The organism is Alkalibacterium putridalgicola, assembly GCF_900109825.1.
Lineage (GTDB): Bacteria > Bacillota > Bacilli > Lactobacillales > Carnobacteriaceae_A > Alkalibacterium > Alkalibacterium putridalgicola.
This window is the reverse complement of record NZ_FOBL01000007.1, coordinates 34,691-52,730: the sequence shown is the minus strand read 5'-3', so window position 1 is coordinate 52,730 and position 18,040 is coordinate 34,691. Positions and strand designations below refer to the sequence as shown.

The 18,040-nt window shown below is 46.5% G+C and carries 20 protein-coding genes; 3 read left to right on the top strand and 17 right to left on the bottom strand.

The features are described from left to right. Positions 1–125: 125 nt before the first annotated feature. The 13 genes from BMX84_RS03615 to BMX84_RS03555 all read right to left on the bottom strand — a co-directional run bounded on the left by BMX84_RS03615 (position 126) and on the right by BMX84_RS03555 (position 11,097). Positions 126–1,721 carry a complex I subunit 5 family protein gene (locus BMX84_RS03615; protein ID WP_091487305.1) on the bottom strand — a complete coding sequence of 532 codons (1,596 nt, stop codon included), beginning with the start codon at positions 1,719–1,721 and terminating at the stop codon, positions 126–128. Beyond that, positions 1,715–2,071, bottom strand: coding sequence for a sodium:proton antiporter (locus BMX84_RS03610; protein ID WP_091487304.1), 357 nt, complete (start codon positions 2,069–2,071; stop codon positions 1,715–1,717). Before BMX84_RS03610 ends, BMX84_RS03615 begins: the two co-directional genes overlap by 7 nt. Before the next feature lie 84 nt (positions 2,072–2,155). Further along, positions 2,156–2,854 (bottom strand): MnhB domain-containing protein, encoded by a 699-nt coding sequence (locus BMX84_RS03605; protein WP_246119106.1) that lies wholly within the window; start codon positions 2,852–2,854, stop codon positions 2,156–2,158. Next, positions 2,838–3,401: a Na(+)/H(+) antiporter subunit B gene (locus tag BMX84_RS03600; protein WP_091487302.1), complete on the bottom strand. Its 564-nt coding sequence runs from the start codon at positions 3,399–3,401 to the stop codon at positions 2,838–2,840. The genes BMX84_RS03605 and BMX84_RS03600 overlap by 17 nt, the downstream gene beginning before the upstream one ends. 5 nt (positions 3,402–3,406) lie before the next feature. Next, on the bottom strand, positions 3,407–3,712 hold the full coding sequence (gene mnhG, locus BMX84_RS03595) for a monovalent cation/H(+) antiporter subunit G (protein WP_091487358.1): 306 nt from the start codon (positions 3,710–3,712) through the stop codon (positions 3,407–3,409). Further along, positions 3,712–3,972 (bottom strand): MrpF/PhaF family protein, encoded by a 261-nt coding sequence (locus BMX84_RS03590; protein ID WP_091487300.1) that lies wholly within the window; start codon positions 3,970–3,972, stop codon positions 3,712–3,714. The genes mnhG and BMX84_RS03590 overlap by 1 nt, the downstream gene beginning before the upstream one ends. 24 nt (positions 3,973–3,996) lie before the next feature. Further along, the gene (locus tag BMX84_RS03585; RefSeq protein WP_091487299.1) at positions 3,997–4,533 is read right to left on the bottom strand and encodes a Na+/H+ antiporter subunit E; all 537 of its coding nucleotides are present in this window, start codon (positions 4,531–4,533) and stop codon (positions 3,997–3,999) included. 196 nt (positions 4,534–4,729) lie between these two features. Beyond that, entirely contained in the window at positions 4,730–5,686 is a 957-nt protein-coding gene (locus tag BMX84_RS03580; protein WP_091487297.1) for an RluA family pseudouridine synthase, read from the bottom strand. A gap of 162 nt (positions 5,687–5,848) precedes the next feature. Continuing rightward, positions 5,849–7,132, bottom strand: coding sequence for a YcjF family protein (locus BMX84_RS03575; RefSeq protein WP_091487294.1), 1,284 nt, complete (start codon positions 7,130–7,132; stop codon positions 5,849–5,851). Between the two features lie 642 nt (positions 7,133–7,774). Continuing rightward, a complete protein-coding gene (locus BMX84_RS03570; protein WP_091487293.1) occupies positions 7,775–8,536 on the bottom strand; it encodes a DUF1510 family protein in 762 nt (253 codons plus the stop codon). Between the two features lie 193 nt (positions 8,537–8,729). Further along, the gene (locus BMX84_RS03565) at positions 8,730–9,869 is read right to left on the bottom strand and encodes a zinc-dependent alcohol dehydrogenase (protein ID WP_091487291.1); all 1,140 of its coding nucleotides are present in this window, start codon (positions 9,867–9,869) and stop codon (positions 8,730–8,732) included. Positions 9,870–10,016: 147 nt separating this feature from the next. Continuing rightward, positions 10,017–10,619 carry an ECF transporter S component gene (locus BMX84_RS03560; RefSeq protein WP_091487289.1) on the bottom strand — a complete coding sequence of 201 codons (603 nt, stop codon included), beginning with the start codon at positions 10,617–10,619 and terminating at the stop codon, positions 10,017–10,019. A gap of 43 nt (positions 10,620–10,662) precedes the next feature. Then, a complete protein-coding gene (locus tag BMX84_RS03555; protein ID WP_091487288.1) occupies positions 10,663–11,097 on the bottom strand; it encodes a MarR family winged helix-turn-helix transcriptional regulator in 435 nt (144 codons plus the stop codon). A gap of 147 nt (positions 11,098–11,244) precedes the next feature. On the opposite strand from BMX84_RS03555, the gene BMX84_RS03550 reads away from it, so the two are divergent. Further along, positions 11,245–12,951 carry an NFACT RNA binding domain-containing protein gene (locus BMX84_RS03550; RefSeq protein WP_091487286.1) on the top strand — a complete coding sequence of 569 codons (1,707 nt, stop codon included), beginning with the start codon at positions 11,245–11,247 and terminating at the stop codon, positions 12,949–12,951. A 630-nt stretch (positions 12,952–13,581) separates the two neighbouring features. On the opposite strand, the gene BMX84_RS03545 is transcribed toward BMX84_RS03550, so the two are convergent. Then, on the bottom strand, positions 13,582–14,235 hold the full coding sequence (locus BMX84_RS03545; protein WP_091487285.1) for a fasciclin domain-containing protein: 654 nt from the start codon (positions 14,233–14,235) through the stop codon (positions 13,582–13,584). A gap of 146 nt (positions 14,236–14,381) precedes the next feature. Here BMX84_RS03545 and srtB point away from each other — a divergent pair, with 146 nt between their 5' ends. Continuing rightward, on the top strand, positions 14,382–15,149 hold the full coding sequence (gene srtB, locus BMX84_RS03540; protein ID WP_091487283.1) for a class B sortase: 768 nt from the start codon (positions 14,382–14,384) through the stop codon (positions 15,147–15,149). Between the two features lie 59 nt (positions 15,150–15,208). Here srtB and pyrR read toward each other — a convergent pair whose 3' ends face one another. The 3 genes from pyrR to lspA are packed head-to-tail and all read right to left on the bottom strand — an operon-like array spanning position 15,209 to position 17,159. Beyond that, positions 15,209–15,754: a bifunctional pyr operon transcriptional regulator/uracil phosphoribosyltransferase PyrR gene (gene pyrR / locus BMX84_RS03535; RefSeq protein WP_091487281.1), complete on the bottom strand. Its 546-nt coding sequence runs from the start codon at positions 15,752–15,754 to the stop codon at positions 15,209–15,211. A gap of 22 nt (positions 15,755–15,776) precedes the next feature. After that, on the bottom strand, positions 15,777–16,682 hold the full coding sequence (locus tag BMX84_RS03530; protein WP_091487280.1) for an RluA family pseudouridine synthase: 906 nt from the start codon (positions 16,680–16,682) through the stop codon (positions 15,777–15,779). Continuing rightward, positions 16,683–17,159, bottom strand: a complete 477-nt coding sequence (gene lspA, locus BMX84_RS03525) for a signal peptidase II (RefSeq protein ID WP_091487278.1) — start codon at positions 17,157–17,159, stop codon at positions 16,683–16,685. It abuts the gene before it with no gap. A 236-nt stretch (positions 17,160–17,395) separates the two neighbouring features. Between lspA and BMX84_RS03520 the strand changes: the two genes are divergently transcribed. Beyond that, a complete protein-coding gene (locus tag BMX84_RS03520) occupies positions 17,396–18,037 on the top strand; it encodes a YkyA family protein (RefSeq protein WP_091487276.1) in 642 nt (213 codons plus the stop codon). Positions 18,038–18,040 lie beyond the last annotated feature (3 nt).

Genomic DNA, 18,040 nt, shown 5'->3' with positions numbered 1-18,040 from the left:
GTCTCGAAGTGATGATAAGTTAATTGTAGCTTGACTTGGTGCAAAAATAAAAGGATCAGGCTTTATATTTTTCATCTTTAGTAAAAAAAAAAGAGAGCGATCGCTCTCTTTCCTCATTTTGGTGCCTATAGGACACTGGACAAAAAGACCAGGATAGTGATGAAGTAGCCAGTCATCACTGTAATGATGCCGTTAAAGGTCAGTTCAGTCGTCCCGATGCGCTCAAGGATCCGGTCCCGTTTGAGCAGGCCTTTATAAAACGCCACACCGGCAACGAGCATGAATACATAGACTAGGCTTTTCTTGATATACTCCGCCGTATCGACCTGCAGTTCGATGCCGAAGAAGAATTCGGTCAAAAATTCGCCGAATAAGCCGGTAAACAGTGAGATGACTCCCAATACGAAAGCAGTGGCAGCAGCGATGCGCTCCGGTTTGCCCGGCTGCTCTTCCCTGCTTTTTCCAAACAGCATGGCCGAATACTTGACGTAAGACAGGATCGTTCCTAAATTGATGATGTTGAGTAAGAGAGTGATCCCCGCATCTTTTGTCCCGTTCGCGATCATGTATTTTGAAATACTGCCATTGAAAAAAGGAGCGCCGGTAATGCCGAGTACAGCAAAAGCAGTGGCAGCGCCCACCCAGGGCATGCGCCTGAAGAGGCCTCTGATCTCATGGATATTTCTTGTTTTATACTCTTTTTCGATCAGACCGGAAGTCAGGAAAAGAGTGGATTTAAAGAGCGCATGATTGAAGATATGATAGACCGCCCCCCAATATGCCACATTTGACCCCATACTTAATCCGACCACGATGAGTCCGACCTGAGACACTGTGGAATAAGCCAGGAAAAGTTTGATATCCCGCTGTCCCAAGGCCATGATGACACCCATAACCGACGTGAAAAAGCCGACCCAGAAAAAGAATGACTGCATATCGATGACCGGTGCGAACATTTGATTGAACCGGATAAACAGGTATACCCCGCTCTTGATATACAACCCGCTTAACACCGCGGAAATGACCGGGGGTGCACTCGGTGTCCCGTGTGCTTTGGGAAGCCAGCTGAAGAGCGGCATGACGGCTGTTTTGTTCGACACAGTGACGATCATCATCGCATAAGGCAGGATCATGGCTTGGGGCTCTTCAAGCATCGGCATGGCGGCACTCACAGCCCGGATATCGAGCAGGCCGAATGTGCGGTAGATCATGCCTGCCCCGAACAGCAGAAAAGATGACCCGATGACGTTAACGAAAAAGTAGATCATGCCGTCATAAATGGCCTGCTTCTCTTTGTTGAGCATGATCAGGATCGATACCACGACCGTCGACACTTCTGAAAAGACAAAGATGTTGAACAAGTCGCTCGACAGAAACAGCCCCATGATCAGACCTTCCAGGACCAGGAACATGAAATAGAACTTTGAATGAAAGTAGTCAGCGTTGACGGCAAAAATCAGAAACGCCAGGTAGATGAACGACGTCATCAGAACCATAAAAATCGAAAGAGAATCGGCGAATAAACTTAAAGCAAGACCGTCCGTGTATCCCCCGGTATTCCAGATGATCGGTCCGTTGGCTTTGACAGACAGGAACTGGCTGAAAGCAAAGGCCACATAGGAGAACTGAAAAAGGAACAGCAAGGGTTTTGCCCATGTGTCCCGGATGATATACGCGATCGTTCCAATGAGTATCGGTGCTAACACAAAGATCCCTAACACTTGCGTTCACTTCCCTGCTGATTTCTGTCTCTCGTCCAATGGGTGATGCCATGTTCCTGTTTATAATGCATAAACATGGTCAACCCGATCGCTGTGATGCCAATACCGATCACGATCGCCGTGATCATCAACGCCGCCGGGACAGGATCAGCAAAAGCCGCTTCCTGGGCCTGTCCGATCGGAGGGATGGTGTCAGGTGTATAATTGATAGTAATGTAGAATAAAATAATGCCGGATTCCATGACTGTCAGAGCCATGATCGTCTTGACGATCGATTTTTTGATCATTAAGCCGCAGAGACCAATAAAAAATATCAGTATCCCGGCAACTTCTCCAAAAATAAAATTCACTGGTTTCACCTTCTTTTCCTGAAGTATGGTGCGGTCGGTTCGATCAGTTGACTTGTCGGGCGGCTGCCTTTCGATCAGGTTTGCTTACCGGCCTTCATAAAAGACAAAGCGATAAAAAATGACACTCAAACCGGCAAAGACCTTCAGACCGATCAGGCTATTCATGAAGACCATGTAGACCTTATGTGAAAAAAGCGTATCGACAGGTTGGATCTGCATGAAGATATAAAGGATCGGCGTTGCCGCGATGGCCAGGAAAAGCAGTTTTTCAAATTTTTCCAGCCTGTCCAGATCCAGATCAAAGTTTGGATAAACGAGATAACGTGAAATCAATGCTGTCGCCAGAATGGCCCCGCCTTGGAACCCGCCGCCGGGAGAGACATGACCGTTGAAAATAATATACAATCCGATCAGCAGCACGAACGGGTAAATGACCCCCACCATGCGAAGCACGATTTCAGAATGGTCTTTAGGATCGAACGGTTTAGTTTCAAACGTGCGCTGTCTGGCTTGTTTGCCTGCCCAGGAGACGTTGATCACTTCCATAACGGAAACCAGCAGCATCAGCGTTTCCAGCAGTGTATCAAATACCCGATAGTTCAGGTAGATGGCAGACACGGCATTCTGAGCGCCTGTTTCTTCAAAAAAGTTGGCTGTAATGTACTCCCTGAGTGGCATGTCCAGTTTTTCAGAATGATTGAGAAAAAGGAACAGAACAAGACAGGCACTTGCTGCGGCAAAGACTACCCGAATGACTTTGACCGCTTTATTCGTCTCTTTCACTGTCAGTCACCTCATCTATGTAAATGACCCTGATATCCTGGTTATCTCTGATTACCTCGTGCATATTTGCCACGATATCCTGAAAGACCTGGTCACTTTTATTTCCGTATAAATAAGTCAGATCGCCTTTTCGGTGGATGTAAATATCATGATCGTCTTCTTGCATGATTTGTTCGATCGGATGATTCGTATAGGCCAGCTGCGGTTCAAAATCTTCTGTCCGCTCCAGAAATCGTTCAAGTGGACGGACGACTGTATCCATGATCTCACCGATACTCTGGTCGTTGAACGTTTCGACGTCCTCGTTCACGTAACAGATGTCATAAATAGACAGCTTTTTCGTCGCCACTAAATACATGACGGTCGACAGCCCCACACCGATGGCCGCTTCCGCTAGGGCAACGTCCGGGGCATTATAATGCAGGTAGGTGACTGCCGTGACGAGTGAAAAAACACCTAAATAGATGACTGACCGCTTTATGTTGTCTGAAAAGACAGCAAAACTGGCAAAGACAAGCAAAGCAATAAGCAGAAAGGTTTGAAACATATCCCTTATCTCTCCTTCTTGATCCGGTATCCGCTGATATGAGCCGAGCGGGTGATCGCATGAGTGGCGATCGGGTTAGTGACCATATAAAGTGTCAGTATAAGCAGGATCTTCCCGCTGAAAAATTCAAAACCATGCTTGATGATCAGACCGGTCATAATTGTGATGAAACCGACTGTATCGACTTTGGAAGTGACCAGGATCCGCGAAAAGTAATCCGAGAACCGGTAGATCCCAAGGACGCCCAGGGCCATGAAGACAAGTCCGACGATAATGATGAGGTTAGCAGCCAAGTCTATCCACTGATCCATCATATATCGCCTCTCTTCTCGACAAAACGGGAGATCATGATCGTACTGAGGAACCCGAGAACCCCGTAAATGAGGGCGACATCGAGTAAGAACGTGCGTTTATACAGGACACCGATCATCACAGTCGCCACGATGACCTTGGAAGAAAAAACTGAAAAGCCAAGCATGCGGTCCCAAATGGTTGGCCCGATCAGTACACGGCCTAACCCAAACACAGAAAGCCCGGCTACGGTGATCAACACAAATTCATTGAAGTCCATCTTATCCCCTTCTCTCTTTCGTCATCATGGTCTGGATCCCTTTTTCAGCTTGTTTTCATAACGTAACAGCACATTCTCCAGTTTATAAGGGATCACATCCCGCGGATCGCCATCTTCTGCCGGTGGATTCAGAGCTAGGACACGAAGCTGGTTTCCTTTTTTTTCAACAGTGACCGTTCCCGGTGTCAACGTGATGGAATTGGCCAAAATATTGATCAGCAGTTCGTCCGACAGTTTGGTCTCACACGAAATGATCTGGACGTCCGTTTTCCCGGAAAGGATATAAGGGATCACTTCAAAGCCGGCCAGCCAGATGCCTGTGAGCAGCCGGGCCCCATACTCCGCTAAGGTCAGGAGTCCGATCATATAGGTATGCTGGTAGTCCCCTTTCAACATGAAACGGTTGGTAAATAAAACCACCACTATAGCCATGAACAGACCGGTCAGGGAAATGAAGAGGGTGAACTCTTCAAACAGCAGGATCCACACAAGAGATAATAAAATGATGATGACCTTGTTTTTTACAAGGTCATCCCAGATCGTCCGCATATATGCCTTCACAAAAATACCTCTTTCCTGGTTGTTTCGATTCTCGATAGCTGAAAGCGAATAAACAAGGGTGTTCTTTAGATGTGTCCCATATCCAAGCATCGTTTACTTTTTAAACTGATTGTTCTGCTTTTTTATAGTCTAACAAATAACGGACAGCTCTCAAACTATAAGATATTCCCGGTCAGACAGAAAAAACTGTTTTCTGCTATTTGACTCGCTTCAGGAAAGAACCCGGAACTTCTGAGGTATAGCGGACCAGTTTGTTCGTGCCCGGATGGACCAGAACGAGTGTGGTCGCATGCAGACCGAGACGTTTGATCGGGTTCGTTTCCGCATCGTAGAGTTTGTCTCCAGCGATCGGATGCCCGATGTCTTTCAAATGCACACGGATCTGATGTTTGCGTCCGGTTTCCAGTTCCACTTCTAAAAGGGAATAATTTTCATTGCCCAACACTTTACGGTAATGGGTCACAGCATGTTTGCCGCCGTTGTCTTCCTGATTGGAATACATTTTGATGCCTTTGCTTTCTTTCAGCCAGGATGAGATCTCGCCCTGCTCTTCTTTGACACTGCCTTCAGCCAGCGCCGTATAGATACGCTCTTTCACGGTGTTCTTCCAGTCGTTCTGGAGAGCCTGCTGGATCTCTTCTGATTTGGCATACAGCATGACGCCGGATGTGTCTCTGTCCAGACGGTGGACCACGAAGATCTTGTTCTCAGGATCCTCTTTTTTGACATAGTCGCTCAACTGATTGTACGCGGTCGGTTCCAATGGATCGTCTGCCGCCACGGATAATAGTCCTGCTTCTTTATTGATAACGATGATATCCCGGTCTTCATGCAGGATGTCCAAACCGGAAAGTTCTGACCGTTTTTTATTTTCTCTGTTGCTTAAAATGCCGACGACCTGGCCGGGTTTCAGCGGATGGTTGTGCTGTGTGACTTCTTCGCCGTCGACCGACACCTGCCCGCGTGTCAGGATGGATTTCACTGAGTTACGGCTCTTGTTGGTGATGGTTTCTAAAAGAAACGGCAGTAAAGTCGTCTCTTCTTCTATGGTGTAGTTGGTGACCCCGCGTTTGTCGATCTGGGTCGTACCTTTACGTAGCTTGTCCGTTTTCTTGTTTTTATTTTTAGGACGATTGTTGCGCTTTTTACTCATAATATTCACTCCTATAGTTGTTGACTCTTTAGTAGTATAACAGAAAAACGCGTTGAAATAAGCGAATAAACGATGAGAAAGTTGACCTATCCTCTAAATTTTTTCCGAAGCAGCAAAAAACCGAGTGACTGAGTCCGCTCGGTTTTCTAATTCCCTGTCTATCTATTCTCTTTTAAAAGGCAGATGATCTTTGACAAACTTATTGACCGCACGGGATACTTTTTTTGGCAGCGGCACGGCGTTACGCGTTTCATCTTCCAGATCCGAATAAGTGCTGTAAGCATCATTTAATGCCTCATCGTTATCGAATTCGAGTTCTTTGGTATTCAATTCGCTGCGGTCGAGTTTCAGGTTCTTCTTGAACTGGCTGCGCATCAGACGTTCTAAAAGGCCCAAGTCGATGCTCTCGCCCTCTTTTTCCTTGGTCGCAATGATACTCAAGACTTCGATGTAGCTGAGTGCCAGCGCACTCGTCACGATGGACGCCGTCGTTCCGCTGATGATCCCGCCGATGATGGTCCCTGCTCCCGGAATGAACTTGAAGGCATTGGCCACGACCGTTTTCCCGATCATCGTCGCTGAGCCGGTCCCGCCGACTGCCGCAATGATGCTGACGATGGTCGACTTGTCCAGCGAGATCCCGAAGATGGCGGTGATATGGGCCAGCAAGGTCACCTGCATCGGGACTAACAAGGAAGCATCTGAGAAAGGGATGGGTGCGAAGCCGACACCGAATGTGGTCGCCACGTAGCGGGAAGCCCAGCGTCTGGCGGCTTTGGCCTTGCGTTCGATATCGGCCTGCTGGGCATTGTTAAAAGCCTCCCTGCTCTCCTTTGGGATGAGCTGGAGCGTCTTCTCGATCAGCTGCTTGAGTCCAAAACGCGGGATTACATAATCATCTGAGATCTCATACGGTTCCGACATCACATTCTGCACGGCCGCCACAGGCAGGTTCATGTTTTCAAGGTATCGGCTGAACTCATCAGCCGGCTTCCCGATGGACTGCGTCAGAACGAGGATCACAGGCAGGATCTCTGAAATTTCCTTGATCAGTTCGATCTCCGTGTCTTCGATGCGTGACGAATTCGCCTGGATACAGTAGTAGACCGCATGGATCGCCTCTCTGGAATTCTTATTCTGCTCGACCAGGTCGAAGATCTCCCTCATGACCTGTTTCTGGATCTTTTCCTGCAGTTCCAGACCGCGTGTATCGTACAGAACGATCGGTATGCCTTCTTTTGTGATCCGCCGCAAGTGCTTCGTGACGGGTTTGCCGATACCCGTATCCGCCAGCTTTTCCCGGAACACATTGTTGATCAGCGTACTCTTCCCGACCCCCGTCTTCCCCGCGATCAGGATATTGACCGGCGGCATTTTTTCGACTTCCGCTTCTGTTTTTTCTAAGATTTCCTGGATCATATTGTATTTACTGTTTGGTTTCTTCATCGTCACCCTCCTAGCGTGTTTAACACTAGTTTACCATGAAGCGCCTGATTTGACGAAAGAGAACAGTCTCTTGCAGGGGTTTGAGGTCGGTTTTCTGTTGTATTTTGGCTGTTCGACCTGTTCTGGACACTGAGAGGAAGGAACAAGCCGAAAAGCGTAAAGTTCGGCTTGTTCCAAGAGGATCAGGAGACGGATAAGCCGAAAGGTTTTTCCGGTTCGGCACTTACGTTTGGATAAACAGTTCGAATCGACCGAAGTTGCCGAACTTCGACACTTACGTTTGGAGCAGCGGTTCCTAAGCATCGAAGCTGGTCCTGGTTCGACACTTACAGTTGAGAAAACGGCTAGTACTTACCGAAGAAGCCCGACTTCGACACTTAGCTTTGAACAAACATGTCCTATCAGCCGAAGGAGGCCCTGCTTCGGTACTTACGTTTGAACTATCCATATGAACCTGTTGAACATGCTGAACTTCTGTCATTAGGATCACCTCAGCCTGACCTAACGACCAAACCGAAACAAAATAAGGATATCAAAATGAGCGGGCTCATTTTGTTCCTTTTAAATCACTAAAAAAAGCTTCTAAAGAAATCACCAGCATCACTGGGTCCTTTAGAAGCTCACGAAATATTCAGTTAGAGTTTAGCGGTATTCTGAGGGGACGCTGTCAAGTTCTTCGGCAGCTGTAACGTGCCAAGCATCTTCACCATACTGGAGATAAACGCGGTAAACAGTGTTTCTTCCACTGTCTGAAACGACTGTAAAGGCACGGCCAGGACCATTGTTTCCTACCCACCAGGTGATCATGTCGCTCTGGCTGATGCCGCTGACTGCACTGGCATTTTGCTCAATGGCGTTACGGTCACTGGATCCGTCGCTGAAGTTGATGTTGTAGCCTTCGTTCAGCGGTGCATCGGCATTGATGTCTGCATCGGTTGTCTCTTCTTCTGTCTCAGTTTCGTCTGCTGTTTCTTCTTCAGGTGCTTCTTCTGTTGTCTCTTCTGTATCCGCCGGTTCCTCAGTGGTTTCTTCATCTGTATTTTCTTCGGGTTCTTCTTCGGTTTCGGCTTCTTCAACTGCTTCCTCGGCTTCCGTATCGACCTCCTGATCTACGGTGCCTTCCTCAGCTGCTTCCTCTTCAGCCGCCGGTTCTTCATCTGTATTTTCGTCTGTTTCTGTTCCTTCAGATGACGCATTTTCATCAGTTTCAGAAACCAGTTCAGAATCCTGCGTACCGTTTTGGTCCTCGTCCGTGACGACATCATCCTGGTTGGCGAAAATAAAGATGACCAGACCGCCTAAAATAACGACCAGCAGTCCAATGACCACATAATAGATTTTTTCGATCTTACTGTTATTTTTCGGATCATTCGGATTGTTTTTATTCGCGCGTGTTTTTCTCATGACGTTCTTCCTTTCTAATCTTATGTAAGAAACTCTTTTAAAAGTGTACCATATTATAACGATTTTAGTGAGTAATTAAGATAACAAAGCGACGACATTCTTTGCGGGAGTGTTTCCGTCTTCCCTTCCGGCGTAAAGAAAATCTTTCCCGAAAAACTAATCTATCGGGAAAGATTTCTGTAAAAGCATCCGATTACGGTTTCAAAACGATCTTAATGTTGTTGTCTTCTTTTTTATCGAAAATATCATACGCCACAGAAGCCTGTTCCAGCGGCATGATATGCGTGATGATGTCCATCGGATCGAGTTCTTCCTTCATGATCATGTCATACAACTTAGGCATCAGATGCGGAACAGGACACTGACCGGACTTGACCGTGATGTTACGTGAGAAAATCAGGTTGAGCGGGAAGTTCGCTGCCGGTGTCAGATAAACACCTGTGATCATGATCGTACCGAATTTCTTGACCGCAATACTTGCCATTTCGATCGGGCTCGTGGTTCCTGACTGGGCAGAAATCAGATTGGTCACTTTTTCTATCTTTCGCTGCTTACCGTCCATACCGACACAGTCGATAACGACATCGGCACCGCCGTCGGTCATATTTTTCAGGGCAAAGCTGGGAAAGTCCACTTCGTCAAAGTTCAGGGTCTCAACGCCTAGTTTACTGGCCGCATAATTCAAGCGGTGGGTCACATGATCCACGGCAATGACGCGTTTAGCTCCTGCCAATTTTGCAAATTTCTGAGCCAGAAGGCCGACCGGTCCGCACCCCAGGACGATAACGGTGTCCCCTTTCTTTACGCCGGCATGTTCCACACTCCAGAAAGCCGTCGGAACGATATCAGACAGGAAGAGGACTTTCTCGTCGGGCACAGAGTCATCAGGGATCTTGAATGAGGTCTGGTCTGCATAAGGGATACGCATGAATTCCGCTTGTCCGCCGGGGTAATCACCGTTCAACTTGCCGAAGCCGAACAGGCCACCAAAGTCTGACTCCGGATTCTTGTTGGAATTGTCACACTGGCTTTCCATATCATGGGTACAGTAGTGACAGTGTCCGCAGCTGACATTGAACGGCACGACGATCCGATCGCCTTTTTTGAGGGTCTTCACTTCGGGTCCTACTTCTTCCACGATCCCCATCGGTTCATGACCCACGACATAATCTTTATCGAGGAGCATCTTTCCGTGGTGATAAAGGTGTAGGTCAGAGCCGCAAATCGCTGTAGAGGTGACCCGGATGATCACATCGGTCGGGTCTTTTATCGTCGGGTCGGGAACAGACGTAACTTCCATTTTCTGTTTGCCTTGAAACGTAACTGCGCGCATAACATTTTTCCTCCTTTAAATTTTGTTTACACTAAGAATTTAGCACTATATTAAGATGATTTAAACTGATAGCCCCTGAAGACAGAAAAAACCCCGCCGTCTATCTCTCTGATCGCGAAAGGAAGACGGCGGAGCTTTATATAGAAATTATTTTTGATAGGTGATTTTTCTTAACGGGATCGTGACCAGTGGAGCGATAATGGCAGCGGCGATCGCTTCTGCGACACCGTTCGTTCCGACGATCACACCCAGCGCGCCAATCAGATTACTCATGTCGACATCGATAGCCTGTGCATAAGTCTCTCCGTAAAAGAGATAAATGAACAGCAGGACGAAAACGGTGTTCGTAAAGGAGCCGACGACAGACGCACTCGCCAGGGCCAGTTTGTCTTTTTCCGAGAAGAGACGTTTAAAGAAGGCATACGCCCAGCCGGTAAAGAGACCGATCAGTATGCGCGGAATCACCGCGATCATGGGATTCGTCCACAGTAATAGATCCAGCGGTGAGGCCGGCATCGTATAGGCACGGATCATTCGGGTCACGCCCCAGATACCGCCGATGATCATGCCGTCTGTCGTGCTCATCGTCAAGGTGGCGACGATGACAGTGATATGAATAATGGTCGGATTCAAGGGAGGGATCGGGATGTTCCCTAAGAATGGTACAAAGTTCTGAATAAGAATAATAGCCGTTAGTATACCAAGCAAAGCAATACGACGGGGTTTAGATTTTTTACGGTTCAATGTCATAACGTTACCTCTTTCTGTCTGGATCAGTTTCAAAATGCAGAGATCAGTTCATACGGTTAGTCATGCTTCGGTTCAGTCGTCCGAGTAACACGGTCAGCATATGCGCTTCCTCTTCGGTCCAACCGGAAAGGATATTCTGAAATTTCTCCTCCAACTGGGTGTGATAGTTTTTGAAGACCTCACTGGCTTTGTCGTTCAGTTTGAAATAAACATAGCGTTTATCGGTGCCTGCCGTTTTGGTGACCAGTTCTTTCCGAACTAACGCGTTCATCTGGCGACTGACGGTCGATTTATCCAGACGGCTTTTCTTTGTGATTTCTTTCAAAGTCATTTCATCGTCACCGATCAGTTCGATCAGATTGATGGTTGAATGGGACAATCCCAGTTCATGCAGTAAATGATCCGTCAAATATTTGTAATGATGATTGAATTCGGTAACTTTTTCCAGTAACTGAAGTGATTTCTCTGTGCTTTCCATGATACCCCTCTTCCTGACGTAGTTTATTTGTATACGTCAACTATAGCACGATGTCAGTGAATGAGCAATGAAAAGATGAAAGTTGGTATGGCCTATTATTTAATGCTATACTGAAAAAGAGTTTTTTATAGATAGGAGTGACGATATATGTCTTTTGACGGCTTATTTGTCCATGGTTTAAGAAATGAATTAGAAGAAGAACTGAGTGGCGGACGCATCACAAAAATCCAGCAGCCTTATGACAACGAAGTGATCCTGCGTATCCGTGCCAACCGAAAAAATAAATCCCTGCTGCTGTCCGCACATCCCCAGTATGCAAGGGTCCAGCTGACAGATATCCCTTTTGAGAATCCTGCTCAGCCACCTAACTACTGCATGGTCCTCAGGAAGTACTTGGATGGCGCAATCATCGAAGCGATCGAACAGAAAGAGAATGACCGTATCCTGACCTTCACCTTCAAGCGACGCAATGAATTGGGCGACACGGAATATCTTAACCTGATCGTTGAGATCATGGGCCGGCACAGTAATGTCCTGCTCGTCAATACAGAAGACAATAGACTGGTGGACGCGATCCGTCATGTCCCTTCGAGTCAGAATACTTACCGCACCCTGCTTCCCGGAGCCGAATATAAAGAAGCCCCTAGTCAGGACAGGAAAAATCCGTTTGACTATGACGGACCTTTTCCAGTGGCGGACCTGAATTACAAAGATAAAGTGAAGTGGATCCAGCAGACATTTCAGGGCTTCGGTAAAGATTCAGCTAATGAACTGGCGTATCGGATGGACACGCATACTGATGATGCTCCGAGTGCTGTCTTCCAGCATTTCATGGCGCCCTTTAAATCCAATAAACTGGAACCGACCCTGACGCGAGACGGACAGAAGGAATACTTTTCTCCCCTGCCTTATCTGCATCTTGATGGTGAAAAAATCCCATTCGGTTCTTTGAGCGAGCTGATGGACCGCTATTATCAGAACAAGGCGGAACGTGATCGTGTCCACCAGCAGTCCAATGACCTGAGTCACCTCGTTAAAAACCTGTATCAGAAGGACAAGAAAAAGATCCAGAAACTGAAGAAAGAGCTGCAGCAGACTGAAAAAGCCGATGAATATAAAGTCAAAGGCGAAGTCCTGACGGCGTATCTCCATGAAGTGGATCAGGGCGACGATAAAATCACCCTTCCCAACTTCTACGAGGAAGAAGCCCCGCTTGACATCGATTTGGACCCGCAGAAAGCACCGGCGGAAAATGCCCAGTACTATTTCTCGCGCTATCAGAAGCTGAAGAGTGCCAAGACGCACGTGACGAAACAGTTGAAATCGACCCGCCACGAACTGAATTACTTTGATACCCTGCTCACGCAGCTGTCCATCGCCTCCACCTCGGACATCGAAGACATTCGCGACGAACTGCGGGAAGGCGATTATCTGAAGAAGAAAAAAAGCAAGAAAGACCGCAGAAAGAAAAACAAGAAGTCCAAGCCGGAAGCCTTTGTTTCTTCAGATGGCGTCAGTATCCTGGTCGGCAAGAACAATACCCAGAACGACGAACTGACGCTGAAAAAGGCGCACAAAAAACACTGGTGGGCTCACGCCAAGGATATTCCAGGATCCCACGTGATCATCGAGGATGAAGATCCGTCCGAAGAAACGATCGAGGAAGCCTGCGTACTGGCAGCTTATTACAGCAAGTATCGCCTGTCCTCTTCCGTTCCGGTGGATGTCGTCCAGGTCAAGCACATCAGAAAGCCTAACGGAGCCAAACCCGGCTATGTCATTTATGAAGGTCAGTCGACCTATTACGTGACGCCGAGTGATGAGAAAGTCCGCGAACTCAAACCGAAAAGCTAAATAAGGAAAGCCGTATTCAGGTGAAATGAACCTGAATACGGCTTTTTTATCTTCTTCTATTAACTGAATACCTGTCCTGACCGTGAGCTGGCGGAACCGATCAAACCTTTTATGCCAGCTCATTACCACGGACCTGTGGAGTTACTAGAAGGGGTTTTTTCTTTTATAAACTCGTTATAATCCTGTGGAGGAGTTGCCAAAAGATCGCTCTTCTTCTATTAACTGATCTGATCAAAAATGGTTGAGTTACTAAAAAAGGGCCGTTCTTTTGATAACCCCTTTTTTATAATGGTCTGAGTTAATAAAAGAAGCCCATCCTTTTACTAACTCCACCTTTTTAGTCTCTGGAGATGCCAGAAGAAAGGCCTTCTTATAGTAACTGGAGTGGTAAAAAATTTTGGGATGCTAAAACATGAGCCTTCTTCTCGTAAGTCACCTGGTAAAAAACAAGGAGTTACGAAAAGAATCTTCCACTGCCTGAACTCGAACGATTTCATCAAGGGAGTTATAAGAAGTACCAACAGCATTTCCTGATCTCACCTCATTCTTATATAAAAACGAAAAAAAGCAGCAGCCCAGTAATGTATCTCTGGACTGCTGCTCGTCTTTATTCAATTAGTTACTGAGTGATTATTTTTCCTCTTTAAGTGGTTTGTAGACTAAGACGAATGCAAAGGCTGCTGCAGCTGCGATCATACCAAACAGTAAGATCGAGTTGGATTCGATACCCGTTTCAGGCACGTCCTCTTCTTCCATATCTACTTCCTGCAGTTCAAAGTTTTCAGGAACGAGGACTGTGTCGATCACGTGAATCACACCATTTGTTGCTTCGATGTCTGTGTCCACGATCATTGAGTCATTTACCATAGGGTCACCGCTTAAGTCGAATGTCAGCATTTCTCCATTGACTGTTTCAGCTTCCATACCGTCAGTTAAGTCACCGGCCAAAACTTTGCCAGGTACAACGTGGTAAGTCAAGACGTTTGCCAGATCTGGTTGAGCCAGCAGTTCTTCAGCTGTAATGTCTAATGCGGCCAGTAAGTCTTCAAAAGCTGCATTGGTTGGTGCGAAGACTGTGAACGGTCCTTCACCCTGAAGGGTTTCAACAAGTTCAGCTTTCTGTAAAGCAGAGACCAAAATACTGAAATCATCGTTTCCTAAAGCGATCTCGACGATGTCCTGTTCTCCATCTACATGATTGTCAGCAAATGCGGTTGGGGCGAGAGCAAACGTGATTGAGAAAGCGGTTACAAAAGACGAAAATCCTTTGACAAATTTTGACATGGTGACACTCTCCTTCTCTGGTATAAGATGGTAAAATTGACTCAACAAATTTACAACCCTAAAATAAAGATATAAAATAACAGAGTCAATTCTAAACACCTCGAATTAATGATAATTTGTTAATCTTTTTCAAAGGAGGGATCGCGATGAAAAGAAAAACACTTCTGCTTGCCTTGGCGACAGTGTTTCTGCTGCTTCTCAACCTAAGTATCCGTTCACATTTGGAACAATCCTCTACGGCCGACGTCCCTCCTCCAACTACTGATATCAATGAAACGCGACCAACGGAAGCCTCGATTTTTCCGGTGGATACGTCTGAACCAGATAAGCCTGTTCCAGGATCCAATGCATTCTCCTTCCTGGCCAACCCGTCAGCCGACTATTATGAACTGAATTCAGATTACGTGGGCTGGCTCAAAATCGGTGGGACCGTCATCGACTATCCTGTCGTCAGAGGGCAGGATAATGAATTCTACCTGGAACACGACTTTTATAAAGAAGAACATATCCTGGGCTCGATTTTCATGGACTACCGCAATGTCGGGATGGGCCTGGACGACCACACTATTTTATATGGTCACTACACCCAGCCCGGACTGATGTTTGCAGACCTGGACAAGTTCATGACAGAAGACTTTACCAAAAAGAATCCGACGATCAGTTTTCAGGATCCGTACACGGATCGTACGTATAAAATCTTCTCCGTTCACATCGCGTCCGCCGGTTCCGACTATATAAGGACCTCTTTCGAAGATAGCGAACTGAAAACGTACTATGAAAAGTTAAAAGCTGACTCAGCCTACCCTATCGAATCGGAATTCAAAGAGGATCAGAAACTGCTGACCCTGATATCCTGTAACTATTCGGTCGATGACGGTCGCGTCTATGTCCATGCATATGAAGTCACAGATTAAGTAATAAAAAGATGCCCGTGAGTTTCGAATCCTCACGGGCATCTTTTTATGTGTACTGATTAATCCGGCTTGATGATTTCTACTGCATCTTTGCCGTCATATTCTTTCATGGAGACTTTGACTTGCTCATGCTTGGATGTCGGGATGTTTTTCCCGATAAAGTCAGCTTTGATCGGGATCTCTCTATGACCTCGATCCGTAAGTGAAGCGACCATGATTTTTTCCGGACGTCCCAGATCGATAACAGCATCCATGGCGGCACGGATCGTTCGTCCAGTGTAGATGACGTCGTCCACTAAAATCACAACTTTACCTTTCACGTCAACAGGGAACGCCTGACCTTTGACTTCCGGATCTTCCACTTCTTCGGGAAAATGTCGGTCATCGCGGTACAGCGTGATGTCCAGTTCTCCTACAGGCACGGCCTTGCCTTCGATCTCTTCGATCTTCTCGGCGATCCGTCTGGCGATGAACACCCCTCGTGTTTTGATCCCCGCGAGGATAAGGTTGTCGGTCCCTTTGTTCCGTTCGATGATTTCATATGAGATACGAGTCAATGCACGGTTCAGTGCCACGGCATCGAGAATAGATACGATTTTTGACATCAGTCAGTCTCCTTTCACTTTTTTAACGTCGTCTTACCCAGTCAAGTGTTTCATTAAAGTCATCCGGCAGGGGTGCTGTGAATGTCAATTGTTCCCCAGTTCTGGGATGGACGAATGACAAGGATGCGGCATGAAGGAACTGCCCTTCCCCTTCCAGTGTTTTTCGAGGCCCATACAATGGGTCGCCGGCCATACGGTGACCGATATATTCCAGATGCACGCGGATCTGATGTGTGCGTCCAGTTTCCAGATTCAAACGCAGCAACGTATATTCGCTGAAACGCTCGATCACTTCAAAATGAGTCACGGACTCTTTGCCGCCTTGAATGACGGTGAATTTTTTACGATTTTTCGGGTCTCTGCCGATCGGGGCATCTATGGTCCCTTTGTCGTTTTCGATGACGCCATGGACTAAAGCGATGTATTCCCGTTTGGCTGTCTTCTCCTGCAGCTGTTCAGCCAGCTTTTCGTGAGCCAGATCGTTTTTAGCCACCATCAAAAGACCTGAGGTGTCTTTATCGATACGGTGAACGATGCCGGGACGGATTTTCCCGTTGATCCCTGACAGATCTTTCACATGATACAACAGCGCATTGACCAGGGTCCCGCTTGCGTGACCGATAGACGGATGGACGACCATGCCGGATGCTTTATTGACAACAACGACATCGGCATCTTCATAAACGATATCGATGGCGATATCTTCCGGCTGTGCATCGATCTCTTCCGGCTCTTTCATCGTGACATGGATGATGTCTCCGTTTTGGATCTTGTAGTTTGCCTTTGCTTCTTCATCGTTGACAGTGACCAGACCCTCTTTGATCCAGGACTGGACCTGACTGCGTGAATGTTCGTTTAATTCGTCACTCAAGAATTTATCCAGGCGTCCGGTTTCATTTGATATGTGAAATGTTTTTGTCTTATCCATTTAATTCTTTCCAACTTTCTTCTGTCTGTATTCTTTCCATTCGTCAAAGAACAGGTAAATCACCATCAATGTCACACCTATGGTCAAAGACATATCCGCCACATTGAAGATCGGAAAATCAATGAACTCGACGCGGATCATATCGACCACATATTGAAGGAACAGCCGGTCGATGAAGTTCCCGACAGCCCCACCCAGGATCAGACTCAGCGAAAAGGCAAAAACCTTGTCTTGTCTACCGTAAGTCTGCATGTAATACACGATGACGCCGATAACGATCAAGGTGACGATATAGAAGAAAATCATCTGCCCTTCCAGCATACTCCAGGCCGCACCCGTATTCTGGTGATAGGTGAAGGATAAAAAAGAAGGAATGACTTCCAGTGTTTCATGTAAGGGGATGTTCTGAACAGTCAGGTATTTCGTAAACTGATCGATCCCGACAATAATAAGTGAAATTATATAATATATCAGCATAGTGAACTCCTTTATTAGTGAACCTTCTATTATTGTACAATATTTTCGAGTCAAAACCTACCTTGATTTACTTTTATCCATATAAATCTCAGGATAAAGAGCTATTTCTTTTACAATATTATTAGATTAGAACAAAATCTGTATAAAAGCGTTTTATTTACGGTAAATATTTGCTATACTCTACAAGATGCTTTAAATTATAATTATGAGACTAAACTGCTAAAGGAGATTATTAAATGACAACTAAAAAGTGGGTCCTTCTCTCACTCTCAGCGGTGCCGATCGTACTGGCCGGCTGTGATTCAGAAAACCTGGGCGAAGTGCAGGAAGCGACAACTGAAATCGAACGCATCACAGATGAAGCGGTGGCAGATATCAATCAACTGGCACAAACAGAGACCGAGCTGCAGGAACTGTTCAGTGAAACCCTTGAAACAGATGAGGAATTAGCGACACTGCAGGATGAATCGTCCCCTGTCTTTGAAAATATCACTGCAAGAGAAGAAATCTTAGCCGATCTGGAAGCCGTGGAAAATGATCTGGAAACTCAGCAGGAGATCCTGGCAACTTATGACGGCGAAAGCCTGGAACAGGAACAGATCCAAGGAGTCGATACGGTCGTGTACGATTTTGAAGAAAGTCTTTCCACTTATGTCGATACATACTATCAGACTTTAGAAGGTGAAAGAGAATTCTTTGCGGAGATCTCAGATGAAGAAGCCACATACGACGACTTTGTCAATGGCATCGAAACACTCAATGAAGAACGTGAAAGCTTGAGAGAACCATTAATGAACCTGGATGAAATCCTTGTCGATCTGGACGAACGCTTGTCTGAACTGCAATCGTCTATTGAAACTGAACTCAGCGAAGAATAAGGA

Excerpts from the sequence above, each read along its gene's own strand:
- BMX84_RS03555 (WP_091487288.1), bottom strand. The coding sequence starts at position 11,097 with ATGGAAAGCACAGAGAAATCACTTCAGTTACTGGAAAAAGTTACCGAA.
- pyrR (WP_091487281.1), bottom strand. The coding sequence starts at position 15,754 with ATGTCAAAAATCGTATCTATTCTCGATGCCGTGGCACTGAACCGTGCA.
- BMX84_RS03550 (WP_091487286.1), top strand. The coding sequence starts at position 11,245 with ATGTCTTTTGACGGCTTATTTGTCCATGGTTTAAGAAATGAATTAGAA.
- BMX84_RS03600 (WP_091487302.1), bottom strand. The coding sequence starts at position 3,401 with ATGTTTCAAACCTTTCTGCTTATTGCTTTGCTTGTCTTTGCCAGTTTT.
- BMX84_RS03545 (WP_091487285.1), bottom strand. The coding sequence starts at position 14,235 with ATGTCAAAATTTGTCAAAGGATTTTCGTCTTTTGTAACCGCTTTCTCA.
- BMX84_RS03565 (WP_091487291.1), bottom strand. The coding sequence starts at position 9,869 with ATGCGCGCAGTTACGTTTCAAGGCAAACAGAAAATGGAAGTTACGTCT.
- BMX84_RS03590 (WP_091487300.1), bottom strand. The coding sequence starts at position 3,972 with ATGGACTTCAATGAATTTGTGTTGATCACCGTAGCCGGGCTTTCTGTG.
- BMX84_RS03560 (WP_091487289.1), bottom strand. The coding sequence starts at position 10,619 with ATGACATTGAACCGTAAAAAATCTAAACCCCGTCGTATTGCTTTGCTT.
- BMX84_RS03530 (WP_091487280.1), bottom strand. The coding sequence starts at position 16,682 with ATGGATAAGACAAAAACATTTCACATATCAAATGAAACCGGACGCCTG.
- BMX84_RS03575 (WP_091487294.1), bottom strand. The coding sequence starts at position 7,132 with ATGAAGAAACCAAACAGTAAATACAATATGATCCAGGAAATCTTAGAA.
- lspA (WP_091487278.1), bottom strand. The coding sequence starts at position 17,159 with ATGCTGATATATTATATAATTTCACTTATTATTGTCGGGATCGATCAG.
- mnhG (WP_091487358.1), bottom strand. The coding sequence starts at position 3,712 with ATGGATCAGTGGATAGACTTGGCTGCTAACCTCATCATTATCGTCGGA.
- BMX84_RS03520 (WP_091487276.1), top strand. The coding sequence starts at position 17,396 with ATGACAACTAAAAAGTGGGTCCTTCTCTCACTCTCAGCGGTGCCGATC.
- BMX84_RS03580 (WP_091487297.1), bottom strand. The coding sequence starts at position 5,686 with ATGAGTAAAAAGCGCAACAATCGTCCTAAAAATAAAAACAAGAAAACG.
- srtB (WP_091487283.1), top strand. The coding sequence starts at position 14,382 with ATGAAAAGAAAAACACTTCTGCTTGCCTTGGCGACAGTGTTTCTGCTG.
- BMX84_RS03570 (WP_091487293.1), bottom strand. The coding sequence starts at position 8,536 with ATGAGAAAAACACGCGCGAATAAAAACAATCCGAATGATCCGAAAAAT.